This window comes from Aeromicrobium sp. IC_218 (assembly GCF_004336805.1).
Taxonomy (GTDB): domain Bacteria; phylum Actinomycetota; class Actinomycetes; order Propionibacteriales; family Nocardioidaceae; genus Aeromicrobium.
Genome location: NZ_SJXM01000015.1, coordinates 44479 through 66090, shown reverse-complemented (window position 1 = coordinate 66090; position 21612 = coordinate 44479). Strand labels below are relative to the sequence as shown.

At 69.7% G+C, this 21612-nt stretch carries 16 protein-coding genes; 14 read left to right on the top strand and 2 right to left on the bottom strand.

Annotation, left to right across the window (positions count from 1 at the left end; genetic code table 11):
* Positions 1-27: 27 nt before the first annotated feature.
* From E0W78_RS14465 to E0W78_RS14405, 13 genes are all read left to right on the top strand, one after another.
* Complete coding sequence (locus tag E0W78_RS14465) at positions 28-981, top strand: ABC transporter ATP-binding protein (RefSeq protein ID WP_131404638.1); 954 nt, start codon at positions 28-30, stop codon at positions 979-981.
* Positions 978-1754 (top strand): ABC transporter permease, encoded by a 777-nt coding sequence (locus tag E0W78_RS14460; protein ID WP_131404637.1) that lies wholly within the window; start codon positions 978-980, stop codon positions 1752-1754. Before E0W78_RS14465 ends, E0W78_RS14460 begins: the two co-directional genes overlap by 4 nt.
* Positions 1754-2596 carry an ABC transporter permease gene (locus tag E0W78_RS14455; protein WP_131404636.1) on the top strand — a complete coding sequence of 281 codons (843 nt, stop codon included), beginning with the start codon at positions 1754-1756 and terminating at the stop codon, positions 2594-2596. Before E0W78_RS14460 ends, E0W78_RS14455 begins: the two co-directional genes overlap by 1 nt.
* Positions 2596-3942, top strand: coding sequence for an MCE family protein (locus tag E0W78_RS14450; RefSeq protein ID WP_131404635.1), 1347 nt, complete (start codon positions 2596-2598; stop codon positions 3940-3942). The genes E0W78_RS14455 and E0W78_RS14450 overlap by 1 nt, the downstream gene beginning before the upstream one ends.
* The gene (locus E0W78_RS14445) at positions 3929-5002 is read left to right on the top strand and encodes an MCE family protein (RefSeq protein ID WP_131404634.1); all 1074 of its coding nucleotides are present in this window, start codon (positions 3929-3931) and stop codon (positions 5000-5002) included. Before E0W78_RS14450 ends, E0W78_RS14445 begins: the two co-directional genes overlap by 14 nt.
* The gene (locus E0W78_RS14440) at positions 4999-5994 is read left to right on the top strand and encodes an MCE family protein (protein WP_131404633.1); all 996 of its coding nucleotides are present in this window, start codon (positions 4999-5001) and stop codon (positions 5992-5994) included. Before E0W78_RS14445 ends, E0W78_RS14440 begins: the two co-directional genes overlap by 4 nt.
* Positions 5991-7202: an MCE family protein gene (locus E0W78_RS14435; RefSeq protein WP_165570525.1), complete on the top strand. Its 1212-nt coding sequence runs from the start codon at positions 5991-5993 to the stop codon at positions 7200-7202. Before E0W78_RS14440 ends, E0W78_RS14435 begins: the two co-directional genes overlap by 4 nt.
* Entirely contained in the window at positions 7199-8587 is a 1389-nt protein-coding gene (locus E0W78_RS14430; protein ID WP_131404631.1) for an MCE family protein, read from the top strand. The genes E0W78_RS14435 and E0W78_RS14430 overlap by 4 nt, the downstream gene beginning before the upstream one ends.
* Entirely contained in the window at positions 8584-9774 is a 1191-nt protein-coding gene (locus E0W78_RS14425) for an MlaD family protein (protein WP_131404630.1), read from the top strand. The genes E0W78_RS14430 and E0W78_RS14425 overlap by 4 nt, the downstream gene beginning before the upstream one ends.
* A complete protein-coding gene (locus tag E0W78_RS14420; protein WP_131404629.1) occupies positions 9771-10334 on the top strand; it encodes a hypothetical protein in 564 nt (187 codons plus the stop codon). Before E0W78_RS14425 ends, E0W78_RS14420 begins: the two co-directional genes overlap by 4 nt.
* A 156-nt stretch (positions 10335-10490) precedes the next feature.
* Positions 10491-11255, top strand: a complete 765-nt coding sequence (locus E0W78_RS14415; protein ID WP_131404628.1) for a hypothetical protein — start codon at positions 10491-10493, stop codon at positions 11253-11255.
* Between the two features lie 238 nt (positions 11256-11493).
* Positions 11494-14958: a DNA-directed RNA polymerase subunit beta gene (rpoB, locus tag E0W78_RS14410; protein ID WP_165570524.1), complete on the top strand. Its 3465-nt coding sequence runs from the start codon at positions 11494-11496 to the stop codon at positions 14956-14958.
* A gap of 53 nt (positions 14959-15011) precedes the next feature.
* Complete coding sequence (locus tag E0W78_RS14405) at positions 15012-18836, top strand: DNA-directed RNA polymerase subunit beta' (protein ID WP_131404626.1); 3825 nt, start codon at positions 15012-15014, stop codon at positions 18834-18836.
* An 81-nt stretch (positions 18837-18917) separates the two neighbouring features.
* Here the strand turns inward: E0W78_RS14405 and E0W78_RS14400 are convergent, their stop codons facing one another.
* Positions 18918-19952, bottom strand: coding sequence for an acyltransferase family protein (locus E0W78_RS14400; protein ID WP_165570523.1), 1035 nt, complete (start codon positions 19950-19952; stop codon positions 18918-18920).
* 67 nt (positions 19953-20019) lie between these two features.
* Between E0W78_RS14400 and E0W78_RS14395 the strand changes: the two genes are divergently transcribed.
* The gene (locus E0W78_RS14395; RefSeq protein WP_165570522.1) at positions 20020-20481 is read left to right on the top strand and encodes an NUDIX domain-containing protein; all 462 of its coding nucleotides are present in this window, start codon (positions 20020-20022) and stop codon (positions 20479-20481) included.
* Here the strand turns inward: E0W78_RS14395 and E0W78_RS14390 are convergent.
* Positions 20457-21593 (bottom strand): hypothetical protein, encoded by a 1137-nt coding sequence (locus E0W78_RS14390; RefSeq protein ID WP_131404623.1) that lies wholly within the window; start codon positions 21591-21593, stop codon positions 20457-20459. The two genes, E0W78_RS14395 and E0W78_RS14390, sit on opposite strands and share 25 nt — an antisense overlap.
* Positions 21594-21612 lie beyond the last annotated feature (19 nt).

The window sequence follows — 21612 nt, the reverse complement described above, 5'->3', positions numbered from 1 at the left end:
GCACCCAGGACGCCGAAGGGGGAGAGCATGGGAGTCGAGGTCAAGGTCGACGGCCTGACGAAGAAGTTCGGCAGCCAGGTGATCTGGAACGACGTGACCCTCACGCTCCCCGCCGGCGAGATCTCGGTGATGCTGGGCCCCTCGGGCACCGGCAAGTCGGTCTTCCTCAAGTCGCTCATCGGCCTGCTCAAGCCCGACCGGGGCAGCATCCTCATCGAGGGCGTCGACATCGCGTCCTGCTCCGAGCGCCAGCTGTACGAGATCCGCAAGCTGTTCGGCGTGCTGTTCCAGGACGGCGCGATGTTCGGCTCGATGGACCTGTACGACAACGTCGCCTTCCCGCTGCGCGAGCACACCCGCAAGAGCGAGTCGCAGATCCGCCAGGTCGTCATGGAGAAGATGGACCTGGTCGGCCTCGCCGGTGCCGAGCACAAGCTGCCCGGCGAGATCTCCGGCGGCATGCGCAAGCGCGCCGGCCTCGCCCGCGCCCTGGTCATGGACCCCGAGATCCTGCTCATCGACGAGCCCGACTCCGGTCTCGACCCGGTGCGCACCGCGTACATCAACCAGCTGTTCATCGACCTCAACGCGCAGATCGACGCGACGTTCCTCATCGTCACGCACGACATCAACACCGCCCGCACGGTCCCGGACAACATCGGCCTGCTCTACCACAAGCACCTGGCGATGTTCGGCCCGCGCGAGATGCTGCTCAGCAGCCGCGAGCCGGTCGTCGCGCAGTTCCTCAACGCCCAGCGCGTCGGCCCCATCGGCATGAGCGAGGAGAAGGACGCCGACGAGCTCGCGGCCGAGGCGAGCATCGAGATGCCTCCGCTGCCGCCCATCGCGCGCCAGCTCGAGCCCTCCGACGGACGTCCGCGCCGCGGCCAGAAGGAGCCCGGCGCGTGGTGCGCCGCGAACGGCGTCGTCCCGCCGCCCGGGTCGTTCGAGCCCAGCGCCACCTCCGGGGCCGTCGCATGAGCCTGAGCGTCGTCACCGGGCCCGCCCGGGTCGCCGGCGGGCTGTTCGCCTTCGCGCTCGACGTGGTGGTGGCCATGTTCCGCCGCCCGTTCCAAGTGCGCGAGCTGCTGCAGCAGGCCTGGTTCATCGTGACCGTGACGATCGTGCCGACCGCACTCGTGGCCATCCCGTTCGGCGCGGTCATCGCGCTGCAGGTCGGCGGGCTGATCAAGCAGTTCGGCGCGCAGTCGTTCACCGGCTCGGCCGCGGTGCTCGCGGTCGTCCGCGAGGCCGGCCCGATCGCCACCGCCCTGCTGGTCGCCGGCGCGGCCGGCTCGGCCATCGCCGCCGACCTCGGCTCGCGCCGCATCCGCGAGGAGCTCGACGCGATGATGGTGCTGGGCATCAACCCGGTGCAGCGCCTGGTCGCGCCGCGCGTGCTGGCCTGCATGATCGTCGCGGTGGGCCTCAACAGCCTGGTCAACATCGTCGGCGTCGCCGGCGGCTTCGTCTTCAACGTGGTGCTGCAGGACGGCACACCCGGCGCCTACATCGCCTCGTTCACCGCCCTGGCCCAGGAGGCCGACCTCTGGCAGGGCATGGTCAAGGCGCTCATCTTCGGCTTCATCGCCGCGATCGTGGCCTCCTACAAGGGCATGAACGCCGCCGGCGGCCCCAAGGGCGTCGGCGACGCGGTGAACGAGGCCGTGGTCATCACCTTCACGCTGCTGTTCATCGTGAACTTCTTCGTCACGGCGATCTACCTGCAGCTCGTCCCACCGAAGGGGATGTGATGGCGACCGGAGTCTTCGGCAGCGTCGTCAACGCGCCGCGCGCCACCCTGGACGGGGTCGACGGCCTGGGCCGCCAGATGCTGTTCTACGTGCGGGTGATCATGTCGATCCCGCGCACGATCAAGAACTACCGCAAGGAGATCGTGCGGCTGCTCGCCGAGGTCACGCTCGGCTCGGGCTCGCTCGCGGTCATCGGCGGCACGGTCGGCGTCATCACCGCGATGTGCTTCTTCACCGGCACCGAGGTCGGCATCCAGGGCTTCGCCTCGCTCGACCAGCTCGGCACGTCGGCGTTCACCGGCTTCGTCTCGGCCTACTTCAACACCCGTGAGATCGCGCCGATCGTCGCCGGCATCGCGCTGGCCGCCACCGTCGGCTGCGGCTTCACCGCCCAGCTCGGCGCGATGCGCATCTCCGAGGAGGTCGACGCCCTCGAGGTCATGGCCATCCCGTCGCTGCCGTTCCTGGTCACGACCCGGGTGATCGCCGGCCTCATCGCCGTCGTCCCGCTGTACGTCGTCGGCCTGCTGTCGTCCTACTTCGCGACCCGGCTGACGGTCACCCAGATCAACGGACAGAGTCCGGGCACCTACGACCACTACTTCAACGCGTTCCTGCCACCCGAGGACGTGCTCTGGAGCTTCGCGAAGGTGCTCGTCTTCGCCGTCGTGGTCATCCTCATCCACTGCTACCACGGCTACTACGCCTCCGGCGGCCCCGCGGGCGTCGGCGTCGCGGTGGGCAAGGCGGTCCGCACCTCGATCGTGGCCATCAACGTCGTCGACCTGCTCGCCTCCATGGCGATCTGGGGCACGACCACGACCGTGAGGCTGGCCGGCTGATGCCTCGTACCCCCGTCCTGGAACGGCCCAGCAGCCTGCGCGTGCTCGGCGTCGGCTTCGTCGCGCTGCTCGTGTTCTTCGTCTGGCTGACCTACGCGTTCTTCGAGAAGAAGTTCGTCGACTCCGTGCCGGTGACCATGAAGGCGTCCAACGTCGGCCTGTCGCTGGGCAGCGACGCCGACGTGAAGCTGCGCGGCATGATCGTCGGCCAGGTGCGTGAGGTCGAGACCGACGGCGACGGCGTGACGATGCAGATCGCCATGGACCCGGACGCCATCGACTCCGTCCCGGCCGACGTCAGCGCCCGCATCGTCCCCAAGACGCTGTTCGGCGAGAAGTACGTCCAGCTCGTCGCGCCCGAGCAGGTCGGCGACCGGACGCTGCAGGCCGGCGACGTCATCGAGCGCGCCGAGGTGCCGATCGAGGTCGAGACCCTGCTCAACAACCTCTACCCGGTGCTCGAGGCGGTCTCGCCCGAGGACCTCGGCCACACGTTGTCGGCGCTGTCCACCGCCCTGGAGGGCCGCGGCGACCGGCTCGGCGACATGCTCGTCGACCTCGACGCGTACCTCGCGGAGATCAACCCCGAGGTGCCCCAGCTCATCGACGACGTCGAGAAGCTCGGCACGGTCGCCGACACCTACGCCGACGCGATGCCCGACCTCGGCCGCCTGTTGAGCAACGCCGTCGTCACCGGCGACACCATCGTGGCCAAGCGCTCGCAGCTGGCCGCGTTCTTCCAGGAGGGCGACGAGCTGACCGGCCGCCTGGACGCACTGCTGCGGGCCAACGAGGACAACCTGGTCGACCTGCCGGCCCTCTCGCGCGAGGCGCTCCAGATCACCGCCGAGTACTCGCGCGCGTTCCCTTGCTTCCTGGAGGGGATGGCCAACATCATCCCCAAGCTCGACGACGTCTACCGGGACAACACCGTGCACATCAAGCTCGAGCTGCTGCCGCTCACCGGCCAGCCCACCGGCTACGAGAAGGACGAGCGGGCGGCGCTCACGCGCAAGGCGCTCGAGAGCCCGCTCACCGACCCGACCTGCCTGGACCTGCCCAACCCGCCCTACGACCAGGAGAACCCGTTCCCGGGCGGCTCGGCCGAGCTGTACGAGCTGGTCGGCCTGAAGGGCGACCACAACAAGTTCCGCGCGCCGGCCGGCGGCCTCGGCGAGGCCGTCCAGCCGAGCGTCGTCACCGACGGCGCGGCCGAGCGCGACGCGCTCGACACCCTGCTGCGGGCCCAGCTCGGTCTCGGCGAGGCCGACGTGCCCGACGTCGGCGGGCTGCTGCTGAGCCCGGTCGTCCGCGGATCGGAGGTGCGGGTCGATGAAGCTCGATAAGGCCTCGATCGCCGCGCTGGTCAAGCTCGTGGCGTTCCTGACCGCCACCGCCGTGGCCACCGTGTTCCTCATGCTGCTGCTCGGCAACGGCTCGTTCGGCGAGCGCACGCAGTACCGGGCGGTCTTCCAGGACGTCACCGGCATGGCCAAGGGCGACGACGTCCGCATCGCCGGCGTCGCGGTCGGCGCGGTGGAGAAGATCGAGATCCACGACCGCGACCAGGCGCTGGTCACCTTCGAGGTCGACGCCGACCACCGGCTGACCGAGAACACCCACGCGCAGATCCGCTTCCGCAACCTGGTCGGCCAGCGCTACATCGCGCTGAGCCAGGGCGCCGACGGCGCGCAGTCCCCGCTGAAGGACGGCGCGACGATCCCGGACTCGCGCACCGAGGAGGCGCTCGACCTGGACGTGCTGCTCAACGGGTTCAAGCCGGTGTTCCAGGCGCTCTCGCCCGACGACACCAACAAGCTGGCCTACGAGATCATCCAGACGCTGCAGGGCGAGAGCGGCTCGGTGGAGCGGCTGCTCGACCGCACCGCGTCGCTGACCGGCACGCTCGCCGAGCGCGACGAGCTCATCGGCGACGTCGTGGTGAACCTCGACGACGTGCTCGACACCGTCGGGCGCCGCGACGAGGAGCTGGGCGACATGATCGACACGCTCCAGCAGTTCGTCACCGGGCTCAAGCAGGACCGCAACGCGATCCTGGACTCGGTCGACGCGGTCTCCGACCTCACCGACGAGACGTCCGACCTGCTGGTCGAGGGCCGTCCCGCGCTGACCGAGGACGTCCGCCAGCTCAACACGCTGACCAAGAAGCTCAGCACGAAGAAGAACCTGCAGCAGACCGCGACCTCGCTCGACATCCTGCCGATCAAGATGAAGAAGCTCGGCACGTCGGCGTCGTACGGCTCGTACTTCAACTTCTACCTGTGCGACATCAAGGGCGTGGTGGAGCTGCCCAGCATCCCGCTGCTCGGCCTGGACGAGGAGACCCGCCTGCAGATCGGCGGCGACGACGGCCTGCAGGTCGGCGGAGCGAGGTGCGAGTCGTGAAGCCCTTCCGCGAGCGCAACCACACCACGATCGGCATCGTCGGCTTCGCCGCGATCGGGGCGATGATGCTGGCCGCCTTCCGGGCCGATCAGCTGCCGCTGATCGGCGGTGGCGACACCTACTACGCCGAGATGGCCGAGGTCGGCGCGCTGCAGTCCGGCGACGAGGTCCGCGTGGCCGGCGTCCCCGTCGGCGAGGTCAAGGCGATCGCCCTGGACGGCGACCGGGTGAAGGTCCGGTTCCAGCTCGACAAGGGCGCCGAGCTCGGGTCCGAGACGTCCGCGCAGATCAAGGTCCGGACGCTGCTGGGCGCGGAGTACCTCGCGCTCACGCCGCAGGGCGAGGGCGACCTCGAGGCCGGCGCCACGATCCCGCTCGAGCGCACCATCGCGCCGTACAACGTGGTCGAGGCGTTCTCCGAGCTCAGCGAGACCACCGACCGGCTCGACGTGCAGCAGATCAGCACCGCCCTGACGACGCTGTCCGACGTCGCCCAGCGCACGCCCGAGGAGTTCCGCGGCGCCCTGCGCGGCGTCTCGGCCGTGTCGCGCAATCTCGCCGCCCGCGACGAGCAGATCCAGTCGCTGCTGGGCAACCTGCGCACCGTCACCACGGTGGTCAGCTCGCGCAACGAGGAGCTGCAGACGCTGTTCGAGGACTCCGACGTCCTGTTCAGCGCCGTGTCGGCCCGTCGCGACGAGATCCACCGCCTGCTCGTGTCGACCCAGCGCATCTCCACCGAGCTGCGCGGCCTGGTCAAGGACACGCGCGCCGACCTCAAGCCGGCGCTCACCCAGCTGGGCAAGGTCACGACGATGCTGCGCAAGCACGAGGCGAGCCTGGACGAGGCGCTGCGGGTCATGGCGCCGTTCGACACCGTGTTCGCCAACGCGCTGGGGTCCGGACCCTGGTTCGACTCCTACATCGCGGGCCTGCCGCCGAACCTCGGCCTGGCCCAGCAGCTCAAGGAAGCCCTGGGGGTGACGAAGTGAGCGCGCTGCTGTCCCGCACCGGCCGGATCCTGTCCGCGCTGGTCCTCCTGGCCCTGGTCGTCGCCGCGGTCGTCGTGCTGAGCGAGCGCGACGGCACCAAGACGATCACCGCCGACTTCACCGCGACGAACAGCCTGTACGAGGGTTCGGACGTCAAGGTGCTCGGCGTGCCGGTCGGCCGGGTGACGAAGCTCGAGCCGCGCGGCGACGTGGTCCGCGCCACGATCGAGTACCAGGGCGACGTCGACCTGCCCGCCGACGTGAAGGCCGTGCTGGTCTCGCCCTCGGTGGTCGGTGACCGGTTCGTCCAGCTCGCCCCGGCCTACACGAAGGGCGCGAAGCTGAAGGCGTCCGCGCACGTCCCGCACGACCGCACCGCGGTGCCGGTCGAGCTCGACCAGGTCTACGAGTCGCTCGACGACCTGTCGGTCGCGCTCGGCCCGAAGGGCGCCAACAAGGACGGCTCGCTGAGCAAGCTGCTCGACGCCGGCGCGCGCCAGCTCGACGGCGAGGGCCAGCAGGTCAACGACACCATCCGTGACGTCGGACAGCTCAGCCAGACCCTGGAGAACAGCTCCGACGACCTGTTCGGCTCGGTGCGCGAGATCTCCGAGTTCGTGGCCATGCTGCGCGAGAACGACGCCACCGTCCGCAGCTTCAACGACAGCACCGCGGACGTCGCGAAGGTGCTCGAGGGGGAGCGCGAGGACCTCGCGGCCACGGTCGACCAGCTCGGCCTGGCCCTGGTCGACGTGCGCGACCTGGTCAAGGAGAACCGCTCGGTGCTGGGCAAGGACGTGGCCGACCTGACGTCCATCTCGCGGGTGCTGGTCAAGCACCGCGACGCGCTCGAGCAGGTGGCCGTCGACGCGCCCACCGCGCTCTCGAACGTCGCCCTCACCTACAACGGCCGCTACGGCACCCTCGACAACCGCAGCAACATCGAGAAGATGCTGTTCGGCGGGCTCGAGGACCCGAAGACCTTCCTGTGCACGCTGCTCGGCGAGAGCGGCAAGGAGTCCACCGACCTGTGCAAGACGGTCGGCGACCTGCTGGGCGGTCTCACCGGCGGCGGCAAGACGGCCGAGGGCTCCGCCGCCCGCAACCGGGCCGCGGTCGGCGTGCCTGCGACGGGCGGCACCGTCGCCACGACGCAGCCCGACCGGGTCAACGACTCCATCGAGGACATGCTGGGGGTGGCGCCGTGAAGCGGATCCTGGTGACCGGCGTCGCGGCCGCCCTGCTCTCGGGCTGCTCGATGTCGCCCTACGACGTCCCGCTGCCCGGCGGCGCCGACGTCGGCGACGACCCCTACACCGTCACGGTGCAGTTCCGTGACGTCCTGGACCTGGTGCCGCAGAGCGGCGTGCGGGTCGACGAGGTCCCGGTGGGCAAGGTCAGCGACGTGCGGCTCGACGGCTGGACGGCGGAGGTCGACCTCACGCTGAACCGCGACGTGAAGCTGCCCGACAACGCGCGGGCCACGATCCGCCAGACCAGCCTGCTGGGCGAGAAGTTCGTGTCGCTCGAGGCGCCCGAGCAGGGCGCGGCCGGCGAGCTCGACGACGGCGACACCATCCCGTTGAGCCAGACCGGACGCAACCCCGAGGTCGAGGAGGTGCTGAGCGCCGCCTCGCTGCTGCTCAACGGCAGCGGCCTGGAGAAGACCCAGACCATCGTCCGCGAGCTCAACCGCGCGCTCGACGGCAACGAGGCCGAGGTCAAGCGGCTGCTCACCAACGCCGGCGACCTGGCCGCGCGCCTGGACGACAACAAGGCGCGCATCCTCACCACGCTCGAGAAGGTCGACCGCCTCGCCCGCCGCACGCAGGAGCAGGAGAAGGCCATCACCGGCGCCCTGGACCAGGTGCCCGACGCGCTGCGCGTCGTCGACGGCCAGCGCAAGGCGCTCGTGACGCTGCTCGAGGGTCTCGAGGAGCTCAGCGAGGTCGGCACCCGGGTCGTGCGCGCGTCCAAGGAGGACGTCGTGGCCGACCTCAAGGCGCTCCAGCCCACGCTCACCAACCTCGGCACGGCCGCGGACGACCTGGTCACCTCGTTCCAGGCGCTGCTGACCTTCCCGTTCACCGACGCGATCGTCGGCAAGACGCTGAAGGAGGCCAAGGCCTACGACCCGGGCGACTACACGAACCTGTCGATGCGCATCGACCTCGGGGCCGACACGCTGGCCCAGGTGCTCGACCTCGACGGCCTGCTGGACGCGATCGGCGGCGGTCTGCGCGGCGACCCGCAGAAGGCCGGTGAGCCGCTGGACGACCTGCTCGGCCTCGTGCGGGGCTACGTCCCCGAGCAGTCCGGGACGCCGGGCGGCACCACTCCCGCCCCGTCGCTGCCGGTGCCGGGCAAGCAGCCGTCCGGGCAGGCCCCGGCGCCGGCGCCCAGCACGGCGCCCACGCCGGGCCAGGGCGACGAGCCCGCGGCCGAGGAGCCGGACAACTGGTTCTGCGGACTCTTCCGGCTCTGCCGCCCCGCGGTGGGTGCCGCCGCCGTGCCCACGACGCTCAGCGTCCCGGCCGGCGTCCCGCGCACCGACCTGGCCGCGGCCCTCCTCGACCCGGTGGTGACCCGATGATCACCCGACTGACCAAGGTCCAGCTGATCGTGTTCGCGCTGATCACGGTGCTCGGCGGCGCGTTCGTCGGCGGCCGCTACGCCGAGCTCGACCGGCTCGTGATCGACCGCACCTACCCGGTCGTGGCGACCTTCGCCGACTCCGGCGGCATCTTCGTCGGGGCCGAGGTGACCTACCGCGGCATCGGCGTGGGGCGCGTCGGCGACCTGCAGTTCGTCGAGGAGGGCGTGGAGGCCCGGCTCGACCTGGAGGACGACGCCCCGCGCATCCCGGCCGACGTCGAGGCCCGCGTGGCCAACAAGTCCGCGATCGGCGAGCAGTACGTCGACCTGCGCCCGCGCGCCGACGGCGAGCCGTACCTGGCCGAGGGCTCGACCATCGCCCAGGAGGACACGCGCATCCCGCTCGACACGGCGACCGTGCTGCTCGACGTCAACGACCTGGTCGCCTCGGTCGACACCCAGGACCTCGCCGTCGTGGTCGACGAGCTCGGCCAGGCCTTCGAGGGCGTCGGGGCCGACCTGTCGCGCATCCTGGACACCTCGATGGAGGTCGTCGCCGACGCGACCGAGAACCTCGACGCCACGCGCCGGCTCATCCGCGACTCGGACTCGGTGCTGCAGACGCAGGTCGACAAGAGCGAGCAGATCGGCTCGTTCTCGCGCGACCTGCGGCTGCTCTCCGACACGCTCGTCGACGCCGACCCGGACATCCGGCGGCTGCTCGACGAGGGGTCCGACAGCGCCGCGCTCGTCGACGCCGTCGTGGGGGAGAACGAGGAGAACCTCACCGAGCTGCTGGGCAACCTGACGTCCTCGATCGAGCCGCTGTCGCGCCGCACGGCCGGCCTGCAGGCCATCTACATCCTGTACCCGTACCTCGTCCAGGGCTCCTACAGCGTGGTCGACAAGGGCCCCGACGGACGCTACGACGCGTCCTTCGGCCTGGTCCTGACGCCGCAGCCCAAGGCCTGCGAGGCTGGATACACTGCCGCGGACCGGCCTCCGGAGGACCGTTCGCCGGCCGAGTTCGACGTCGGCACCGACTGCGCCGACCCCGACCTGGTGCCGCGCGGCTCGAGGACGTCCTCCGTGAACCGACCGCCTGCGGCTTCGGAGGGGAAGCCGTCCACCGAGGGAGAGAACACATGGAGCGCGCTGCTTCTGGGACCGAGCACGGCGAGGTGACCGACGCACCGCCCCGAGGGATCGTCCGGCTGCTCACGGCGCTCGTCGTCGTGGGCGTGCTGGTCGGCGTCGTCGGGCTCGTCGTGCCGCGCGCCTTCGCCGGCGACGACGACGCGTCGTCCCGCCAGGACCTCGTCACGGCGGCGAACGACTTCGCCACCGCGTACAACACCTACGACGTCGCCGAGCTCGACGACTACCAGGAGCGCATGTCCGGGCTCCTGACCACGGACTACCGCGAGCAGTTCGACCAGGTCACCGAGGCGATCTTCGGCACCCTGGCCTCGCGCAAGCAGCGCAGCAGTGACCCCGAGGTGCTGGCCGTCGCCATCGACTCCTTCGACCCCGACTCGGCCGAGGTGCTCGTGGCCGTCGACGCGTCGGTGTCCAACACCGACCAGAAGGCCGCGGTGCGCCGCCACTTCCGCTGGAAGGTGGCCTTCCTGCGCCAGGACGGCGCCTGGAAGGTGGACGACTTCGAGAGCATCGCGGCGATGACCGCCGAGACCGGTCAGCCGCCGTCCGAGGGAGAGCCGCAGCAGCAGGAGGAGGGCCAGTGAGCGAGCGCAGCGAGCGAACCATGCCGACTCTCGCGGGCGGCCGTCCGCACCATGACTTCCTCCAGGAGGGACGCCCGTGAGCGAGCGCAGCGAGCGAACCATGCCGACTCTCGCGGGCGGCCGTCCGCACCATGACTTCCTCCAGGAGGGACGCCCGTGAGCGAGGCGCAGCGCCCCCAGCGCCGCCGGATCGCCGGCGAGACCCGCCCGGGAACCGGCGCCCCGGCGCGGCGTCCGGCCACGTCGGCACCGCGTCCGACCCGGCCGGTCGCCCCGGCGCGACCGGCGTCGAGCGGCGCCGGGCCGGCCGACGTGGCACCGAGCGAGCCCGCCGGCCCCACCCGGTCCGAGCGCCGCGCGGAGAAGCGCGCCCGTCGCGAGGAGTCCAAGGCCGCGCGTCCGCCGCGCCGCCGGCTGTCGCGCGCCGCGCTGCGGGTCGTCGTCCCGCTGACCGTGCTGGCGCTCGTCGCGCTCGGGCTCGGCGCCTGGGCGGCGGTCGACGGCTACGACCGCTGGCAGGGCGACGACGACGTGGCCTCCGCGCAGCGCCAGGCGGCCGCCGCCGCGGGCACGGCGATGGAGACGGTGTTCAGCTACCGCTTCGACGAGCTCGAGCAGCACGAGCAGGACGCGACCGCGCTGATGACCGACGGCTTCGCCGAGCAGTTCGACTCGATCGCGCCGGCGCTGGACGAGCTGGCCCCGCAGCGCCAGGTGCAGGTGCGCACCGTGACGCGGAGCGCTGCTCCGCGCGAGTGCGGCGACGAGTGCGCCGACGACCGGGCGTCCGTGCTGGTGTTCTTCGACCAGGCCCGGGTCACCGCCGACACCCAGGAGCCCACCGTGTTCGGCAACCGGGTCGTGGTCTCGATGAAGCGGGTCGACGGGCGCTGGCTGGTCGACGACATTCGCGCGTTGTGAGGTGCACGACGTCGTCCGGCCCGGACATGACGACGGCCCCGCTCGGGGCGGGGCCGGAAGCGACCTACTTTGACCGTTCCTCAGGAACTTGTCAAGGACCGGGGTTGAGTTCTGGAGTGTCGTGGGGCTAGACTGATCTTTCGCGCCTGCCTTGACCTCCCTGTGCCCTTGACCGGGATCTCGTGGCGTGCGCCGAAACAGAGTTTACATCGCTTGCGAGCCCTCGGAAGGATCACTCTTGGCCGCCTCGCGCACTCCCGTCGCACAGTCCGCCCCCCGTCGCATCTCCTTCGCAAAGATCGAGGAGCCGCTCGCGGTTCCTGAGCTGCTGGCCCTCCAGACCGACAGCTTCTCCTGGCTGGTCGGCGATGGTAAGTGGAAGGCCGAGGTCGAGCAGGCGCTCGCCGAGGGCCGTACGGACGTCTCCACCAAGTCGGGTCTGGAGGACATCTTCGAGGAGATCTCCCCGATCGAGGACTTCTCCGAGACGATGAGCCTGTCGTTCCGCGACCACCGCTTCGAGCCGCCGAAGTACTCGGTCGAGGACTGCAAGGACCGCGACGTCACGTACGCCGCGCCGCTGTTCGTCACCGCCGAGTTCATGAACAACGAGACCGGCGAGATCAAGAGCCAGACCGTGTTCATGGGCGACTTCCCGCTCATGACCGACAAGGGCACCTTCATCATCAACGGCACCGAGCGTGTCGTCGTGTCCCAGCTCGTCCGCTCGCCGGGCGTCTACTTCGAGCGCACCCCCGACAAGACGTCCGACAAGGACATCTACACGGCCAAGGTCATCCCGTCGCGCGGCGCGTGGCTGGAGTTCGAGATCGACAAGCGCGACCTCGTCGGCGTCCGTCTGGACCGCAAGCGCAAGCAGAGCGTCACCGTCCTGCTCAAGGCGCTCGGCTGGACCGAGGCGCAGATCCTCGAGGAGTTCGGCCAGTACGAGTCGATCCGCCTGACCCTGGAGAAGGACAACACGTCCGACCAGGACGAGGCCCTGATCGACATCTACCGCAAGCTGCGTCCGGGCGAGCCGCCGAGCAAGGAGGCCGCGCAGACGCTGCTGGACAACTACTACTTCAACGGCAAGCGCTACGATCTGGCGAAGGTGGGCCGTCACAAGCTCAACCGCAAGCTGGGCCAGACCGCCGCGTTCGACCAGCAGACGCTGACGATCGACGACATCGTCGCCGCGATCAAGTACATCGTCGCGCTGCACGCCGGCGAGACCGAGATGGAGATGCCGGCCGGCCCGACGATCGTCGAGGCCGACGACATCGACCACTTCGGCAACCGCCGCATGCGCACGGTCGGCGAGCTGATCCAGAACCAGCTCCGCACCGGCCTGGCGCGCATGGAGCGTGTCGTCCGCGAGCGCATGACGACCCAGGACGTCGAGGCCATCACGCCGCAGACCCTGATCAACATCCGCCCGGTCGTCGCGGCGCTGAAGGAGTTCTTCGGCACCAGCCAGCTGTCGCAGTTCATGGACCAGAACAACCCGCTCGCGGGCCTGACGCACAAGCGTCGTCTGTCGGCCCTCGGCCCGGGTGGTCTGTCGCGTGAGCGCGCCGGCTACGAGGTCCGTGACGTCCACCCGTCGCACTACGGCCGCATGTGCCCGATCGAGACCCCCGAGGGTCCGAACATCGGCCTCATCGGCTCGCTGGCCTCCTACGCGCGGATCAACGCGTTCGGCTTCGTCGAGACGCCGTACCGCAAGGTCGTCGACGGCGTCGTCACCGACCAGATCGACTACCTCACCGCCACGGAGGAGGACCGCTTCATCGTCGCGCAGGCGAACTCGCCGCTGACCGACGACAAGCGCTTCGCCGACGACCGCGTCCTGGTCCGCCAGCGCGGTGGCGAGGCCGAGCTCCGTCCGTCGGCCGAGGTCGACTACATGGACGTCTCGCCGCGCCAGATGGTGTCGGTCGCGACCGCGCTCATCCCGTTCCTCGAGCACGACGACGCCAACCGCGCGCTCATGGGCGCGAACATGCAGCGTCAGGCCGTCCCGCTCCTGGTGAACGACGCCCCGCTCGTCGGCACCGGCATGGAGTACCGCGCCGCCGTCGACGCCGGTGACGTCGTCGTCGCCAAGGCGTCGGGCGTCGTCAAGGAGGTCTCGGCCGACGCGGTCGAGATCATGCAGGACGACGGCAACAACTTCACCTACCGCCTGGCGAAGTTCCGTCGCTCGAACCAGGGCACGTGCATCAACCAGCGTCCGCTCGTCGCCGAGGGGCAGCGCGTCGAGGTCGGCACCCCGCTGGCCGACGGCCCGTGCACCGACGAGGGCGAGATGGCGCTCGGCACGAACCTGCTCGTGGCGTTCATGCCGTGGCAGGGCCACAACTACGAGGACGCGATCATCCTCTCCCAGCGGATCGTCCAGGACGACCTGCTGACCTCGATCCACATCGAGGAGCACGAGGTCGACGCCCGCGACACCAAGCTGGGCCCCGAGGAGATCACGCGGGACATCCCGAACGTCTCCGAGGAGATGCTGGCCAACCTCGACGAGCGCGGCATCATCCGCATCGGCGCCGAGGTCAGCAACGGCGACATCCTCGTCGGCAAGGTCACGCCCAAGGGCGAGACCGAGCTGACCCCCGAGGAGCGCCTGCTCCGCGCGATCTTCGGCGAGAAGGCGCGCGAGGTGCGCGACACGTCGCTCAAGGTCCCGCACGGCGAGTCCGGCACCGTCATCGGCGTGCGCGTCTTCGACGCGTCCGAGGGTGACGAGCTCAGCCCCGGCGTCAACCAGCTCGTCCGCGTCTACGTCGCGCAGAAGCGCAAGATCAGCGACGGCGACAAGCTGGCCGGCCGCCACGGCAACAAGGGCGTCATCTCCAAGATCCTCCCGATCGAGGACATGCCCTTCCTCGAGGACGGCACGCCCGTCGACATCGTGCTCAACCCGCTCGGTGTCCCCGGCCGCATGAACATCGGCCAGGTCCTCGAGCTGCACCTGGGCTGGATCGCGAAGCAGGGCTGGGACGTCAGCGGCATCGCCGAGGAGTGGGCCGAGCGGCTCACGTCCATCGGTGCCGACACGGCCCCGTCGGGCAGCAACGTCGCGACCCCGGTCTTCGACGGTGCGCGCGAGGACGAGCTGCAGGGCCTGCTGGCGAACACGCTCCCGAACCGCGACGGCGACCGCATGGTCGGCCCCGACGGCAAGGCGCGCCTGTTCGACGGTCGTACCGGCGAGCCCTTCCCGGGCCCGATCTCGGTGGGCTACATGTACATGCTCAAGCTGCACCACCTGGTCGACGACAAGATCCACGCCCGTTCGACCGGCCCGTACTCGATGATCACCCAGCAGCCGCTCGGCGGTAAGGCCCAGTTCGGTGGCCAGCGCTTCGGTGAGATGGAGGTCTGGGCGCTCGAGGCCTACGGCGCCGCGTACGCGCTGCAGGAGCTGCTGACGATCAAGTCCGACGACATCCTCGGCCGCGTGAAGGTGTACGAGGCCATCGTCAAGGGCGAGAACGTCCCCGAGCCGGGCATCCCCGAGTCCTTCAAGGTGCTCGTCAAGGAGATGCAGTCGCTGTGCCTGAACGTCGAGGTGCTGTCCAGCGACGGCACCGCGGTCGAGATGCGCGACGCGGAGGAGGATCTCTTCCGCGCCGCCGAGGAGCTCGGCATCGACCTCTCGCGTCGTGAGCCGTCCAGCGTCGAAGAAGTGTGACGTCACACTTCCCCGCCTTCGTTCGAATTTTTGGTGAAAGGTAACTGAGCTACATGCTCGACGTGAACTTCTTCGATCAGCTGAAGATCGGTCTTGCCACCGCTGACGACATCCGTCAGTGGTCGCACGGCGAGGTCAAGAAGCCTGAGACCATCAACTACCGCACGCTCAAGCCCGAGCGCGACGGCCTGTTCTGCGAGAAGATCTTCGGTCCCACCCGGGACTGGGAGTGCTACTGCGGCAAGTACAAGCGCGTGCGCTTCAAGGGCATCATCTGCGAGCGCTGCGGCGTCGAGGTGACCCGCTCCAAGGTCCGTCGTGAGCGCATGGGCCACATCGAGCTGGCCGCCCCGGTCACGCACATCTGGTACTTCAAGGGTGTGCCGAGCCGTCTGGGCTACCTGCTCGACCTGGCGCCGAAGGACCTCGAGAAGGTCATCTACTTCGCGGCCTACATGATCACGCGCGTCGACGAGGAGGCGCGTCACCGCGACCTGTCCTCGCTCGAGGCCAAGATCGACATGGAGCGCAAGCAGCTCGAGAACCGTCGTGACAACGAGGTCAACGAGCGCATGCAGAAGCTCGAGGAGGACATCGCCGCCCTCGAGGCCGAGGGTGCGAAGGCCGACGCGAAGCGCAAGGTCAAGGACGCCGCCGAGCGTGAGGCCCGTCAGCGTCGTGACCGCGTTCAGCGCGAGATCGACCGCCTCAACGAGGTCTGGGACCGGTTCAAGAGCCTCAAGGTCCAGGACCTCGAGGGCGACGAGCTGCTCTACCGCGAGATGACCTACCGCTTCGGCAAGTACTTCGAGGGCTTCATGGGCGCGCGCGCCATCAAGGAGCGCCTGGAGTCCTTCGACCTCGACGCCGAGGCCGAGAACCTGCGCGAGATCATCGCCACCGGCAAGGGCCAGAAGAAGACCCGTGCGCTCAAGCGCCTCAAGGTCGTCTCGGCGTTCCTGGCCAGCGGCAACCACCCGCGCGGCATGGTGCTGGACGCGGTCCCGGTGATCCCGCCGGAGCTGCGCCCGATGGTCCAGCTGGACGGTGGCCGCTTCGCGACCTCCGACCTCAACGACCTGTACCGCCGCGTCATCAACCGCAACAACCGGCTCAAGCGCCTGCTCGACCTCGGCGCGCCCGAGATCATCGTCAACAACGAGAAGCGGATGCTGCAGGAGGCCGTCGACTCGCTGTTCGACAACGGCCGCCGCGGCCGTCCGGTGACCGGCCCGGGCAACCGCCCGCTCAAGTCGATCTCGGACATGCTCAAGGGCAAGCAGGGTCGCTTCCGCCAGAACCTGCTCGGCAAGCGCGTCGACTACTCCGGCCGTTCGGTCATCGTCGTCGGCCCGCAGCTCAAGCTGCACCAGTGCGGTCTGCCCAAGCAGATGGCCATCGAGCTGTTCAAGCCGTTCGTGATGAAGCGCCTGGTCGACCTGAACCACGCGCAGAACATCAAGAGCGCCAAGCGCATGGTCGAGCGCGGCGTCCGGGCCGAGGTCTGGGACGTGCTCGAGGAGGTCATCACCGAGCACCCGGTGCTGCTGAACCGCGCGCCCACCCTGCACCGTCTGGGCATCCAGGCGTTCGAGCCGCAGCTCATCGAGGGCAAGGCCATCCAGATCCACCCGCTCGTCTGCTCGGCCTTCAACGCCGACTTCGACGGTGACCAGATGGCCGTGCACCTGCCGCTGAGCGCCGAGGCGCAGGCCGAGGCCCGCATCCTCATGCTGTCGACGAACAACATCCTGAAGCCGGCCGACGGACGTCCCGTCACCATGCCGACCCAGGACATGATCATCGGTCTGTACTTCCTCACGCTCGAGCGCGAGGGCCTGCAGGGCGAGGGTCGCGCGTTCACGTCGCCGGCCGAGGCGCAGATGGCGTTCGAGCGGGGCGAGATCACCCTGCAGAGCAAGATCAAGCTGAAGGTGAACGACGAGCTGACGACCACGACGCTGGGTCGCGCGCTGTTCAACGCGACGCTGCCGGAGGACTACCCCTTCGTCAACTACCAGGTCGGCAAGAAGCAGCTCGGCGTGATCGTCAACGACCTGGCCGAGCGCTACAGCAAGGTCGACGTCGCCAACGCGCTGGACGCGCTGAAGGACACCGGCTTCCACTGGGCCACCCGCTCGGGCGTCACGATCTCGATCGACGACGTCTCGACGCCGGGCAACAAGCCCGAGATCCTCGGCAAGTACGAGGACCAGGCGGCCAAGGTCCAGACGCAGTTCGACCGCGGTCTCATCACCGAGGACGAGCGTCGTCAGGAGCTCATCGAGATCTGGACCCAGGCCACGGCCGAGGTGTCCGGCGAGATGGAGAAGACCTTCGACCACGACAACCCGATCTACATGATGGTCAACTCGGGTGCTCGTGGAAACATGATGCAGCTGCGTCAGATCGCCGCCATGCGTGGACTGGTCGCCAACCCCAAGGGCGAGATCATCCCGCGTCCGATCAAGGCGAACTTCCGCGAGGGCCTGAGCGTCGTCGAGTACTTCATCGCGACGCACGGCGCCCGCAAGGGTCTGGCCGACACCGCCCTGCGCACCGCCGACTCGGGCTACCTGACGCGTCGCCTGGTCGACGTCAGCCAGGACGTCATCATCCGCGAGGAGGACTGCGGCACCGAGCGCGGTCTGCCCAAGGTCATCGCGACCCGCCTCGAGGACGGCACGCTGGTGCCCGAGGAGCACGTGGAGACCTCGGTCTACTCGCGCACCGCGGCGGTCGAGATCGCCAACCCCGAGACGGGCGAGGTGCTCGTGCCCGCCGGTGGCGAGATGGGCGACGTCGAGATCAGCGCGCTGGTCTCGGCCGGCGTGGAGTCGATCCGCGTCCGCACCGTCCTCACCTGCGAGGCGGCGGCCGGTTCGTGCGCCAAGTGCTACGGCCGCTCGCTGGCGACCGGCAAGCTCGTCGACATCGGCGAGGCGGTCGGCACCATCGCCGCCCAGTCGATCGGTGAGCCCGGCACGCAGCTGACGATGCGTACCTTCCACACCGGTGGTGTGGCCGGTGACGACATCACGCACGGCCTGCCGCGCGTCGTGGAGCTGTTCGAGGCCCGCCAGCCCAAGGGCAAGGCCCCCATCACGGAGGCCGCCGGCCGGGTCGAGATCAACGACACCGACAAGACCCGCAAGCTCGTCGTCACCCCCGACGACGGCTCGGAGCCGCTGGAGTACCCGGTCACCAAGCGTGCCCGTCTGCTCATCGCCGACGGCGACCACGTCGAGGTCGGCCAGCAGCTCACGCACGGCACCCCGGACCCGCAGGAGGTCCTGCGCATCCTCGGTGTCCGCCGGGCGCAGGAGCACCTCGTGGACGAGGTCCAGGAGGTCTACCGCAGCCAGGGCGTGGCGATCCACGACAAGCACATCGAGATCATCGTGCGCCAGATGCTCCGTCGCGTGACGGTCATCGAGCAGGGCGACTCGAACCTCATCCCGGGCGACCTGGCGGACCGCGCCACGTTCGAGGAGGAGAACCGTCGCGTCGTGGCCGAGGGCGGCACTCCCGCCTCGGGCCGTCCGGTGCTCATGGGCATCACGAAGGCCTCGCTGGCCGTCGAGTCGTGGCTGTCGGCCGCCTCCTTCCAGGAGACGACCCGCGTCCTCACCGACGCCGCCATCCACGGCAAGTCGGACTCGCTGCGCGGTCTGAAGGAGAACATCATCATCGGCAAGCTGATCCCGGCCGGTACCGGCCTGGACCGCTACCGCCAGATCCGGGTGGAGCCGACCGAGGAGGCGCGTGCGAACGCGTACTCGGTGAGCTCGTACGAGTCGTACGACTACGGCTTCGGCAACCCGACCGGCGAGTCGGTGCAGCTGGACGACTACGACTTCACGTCGTACGACAGCTGAGCAGCTGAACACGAAGGGCCCCGCACCTCACGGTGCGGGGCCCTTCGTCGTCCCCGGCGCGGACGCCGGGTGCGGGGCGGGCTACTTCTTGAACAGCCAGGTCAGCTGGGGCTCGAAGACCGGGCGGAACAGGTCGGCCACCGACTTGGTCATGAGCAGGTTGGCCAGCACGACGGCCGCGGCGATGCAGCCCAGGACCGACACGGCACCGTACGGCTCGAGCTTGGCCCACAGGTCGAACTGGCGGTCCAGCAGGATGATCACGTAGCCGTGCAGCAGGTAGCAGTAGAAGGTGCGTGAGCCGAAGCGCGTCGTCCACGACTCGCGCCGCGGCACGAGCGACAGGAAGGCCAGCGACAGCACCAGGCCGACGACGATGAGGAAGGCGCGCACGGCCAGGCCGTCCATCGGGCCGGCTTCCAGCGGCGCCTCGTCGTAGCGCATCTTCCACAGCAGCCACTCGGTCGTCCAGTCCGACGCGTACAGCTGGCAGACGACGAACGAGCCGGCGAGCAGGGCGGCGGACGCGATGCGGATGCGCCACTGGCCGAGGGCCATGAAGCGGTCCCGGCTGAAGTGCATGCCGATGACGTAGAACGGCAGGAAGCCCAGCACCTTGGGCAGGGCCAGGACGTTGGGGATCTCGATCAGGCCGGCGAGCAGCGAGATGACGATCGAGATGGTGATCGGGTAGCGCACCGTCCGCCAGATCGGCGTCGTGAGGCGGTAGATGATCAGCGCCGCCATGAACCAGCCCAGCCACTGCGGCGACAGCGGCATCAGGTGCTCGGGGGAGCCGTCGTAGTGCTTGGTGATGAGCTGCAGGCTCAGCTCGACGAGCAGGTACGGCACCACGAGCGTGCTGATCATGCGCCGCACCTGGCGCTGGTCGCCGACGTAGTTGCGGGCCGTGTAGCCGGAGATGAGCACGAAGAACGGCATGTGGAACAGGTAGATCCACGTGTAGACGCCGCGCGCGGAGTCCATCACCACGAGGTCGGTGAGCGAGTGGCCGATCACCACGAGCAACATCACCCAGTAGCGGGCGTTGTCGAGGTACGCGACCCGCTTCTTCACGGGCTGGGTGGTCGTCTGCAGCGGGGCGAGCTCAGTCATCGTGTGCTTGACTCTAGAGGCGAAGCCTGAGGGCTTCCTGTCGAGAACGAGGCCGGAGGAGACCCCCGTGACGCGCCGCACCCAACGCCTCGGCGCGTACGCCGTGGCCCTGCGCGACTCGCGCATCCTGCTCACCCGCATCAGCCCGGTCGGCTTCCCGGCCGGAACCTGGACGCTGCCCGGGGGCGGCGTCGACCACGGGGAGTCCCCGCACGACGCGGTGCGCCGCGAGCTGCACGAGGAGACCGGGCTGGCCGCCCTCGACGCGCGGCTGGTGGACGTCCACGACGTGCACGTGGTGGACGTCGGCCGCGACGACGCCTACGAGGACTACCACGGGGTGCACGTGCTCTACGCCGTGCGCGTGGACGTAGCGCAGGAGCCGCACGTCGTCGACGTGGGCGGCAGCACCGACGTGGTGCGCTGGGTGGAGCTCAGCGAGGTCGGCGGCCCGGACTACCCGGTGCTGCCGATGGTCGAGCACGTCCTGCGGACGCTCGACGGCTACCGCTGGGCCGGCGCGGCCTGACGCATGAGGAAGGCGTAGGCGCCGCGGCCGGTGGCCACGTACGCGCCGAACGCGCGGCTGCCGTCGATCGTGCGACCGGTGTAGGTCGTGGTGATCTCGTTCAGCTCCTCGATCGTGTTGGTGACCGGCTCACCGGCACCGGACGCCCAGGAGCGGGCGAGCTCGTCGGCGTCGGCGAACTGCGGGAGCTGGACCATGACGAACGACGGACGGTCGCTGGTGAGCAGCAGGGTCGCGTCCTCGGGGAGCGTCCACGTGCCGCCCAGCAGCGGGGAGTCGGCCGGGGCGGCCAGGTCCATCCGCGGCCAGACCGCCTCGGTGACCGGGGCGGTGGCGTCGGGGTCGGGCATGTCGTCGATGCCCTCGGTCTCCTTGCCCTCCTGGCCCTCGCGCGGGTCGCCGGCGTAGGCGATCTGCAGGACCATCACCGGGTCGCCGTCGGAGGCGGGGAAGCCTGTGCGGGTCTGCAGCGAGCCCACGGCGACGTCCAGGGTGATCGAGACGTCGCGGCCGCCGCCGGTCAGGCCACGCTCGGCCAGGTGGCAGCCGGTGTAGCGGCCGGCCTGCACGGGGCAGTAGGCGGCCAGGTTCGCCGGGTCGATCTCGTTGTCGGGCAGGACGGCCGCGATCTGGCCGAGCATGCGGTGCACGACGTCGGACGGCTCCCCGTCGATGCGCATGGCCGAGATGGTGACGTCGGGCGACGGCTGCTCCTCGAGCAGGTCGTAGGTGTCGTCGCTGGGTCGGTTGGTCGGCGTCGGCGTGGGGGTGGGCGGGGTCTCGCCGTCCTCCAGCTCCTCCTGCAGCGCGGCCTCGTCCTCGGCCTTCTTCTGCGCCACGGCCGCGTCGAGGTCGGCCTGGTAGGCGGCGACGAGCGCGTCGCTGCGGTAGCGGACGAGCGGACCGAGCTGGGTGGCGCCGCGCGGGACGCGCATGCCGTAGCCGATCGGGCTGTCGGGACCGGACTCGTGGTCGCCGACCTGGTCGCTCAGCGACGCGGTCGAGGCGGTCGCCTCGGGGTCGGCGGTCTCCGCGGAGCCACCGTCGCAGGCGGCGGTCGCGGTGAGCATGCCGAGCGTCGCCACGGCGGCGAGCAGTCGCTTCGTCCTCATGAGTCCTCTTCTCCCGGGT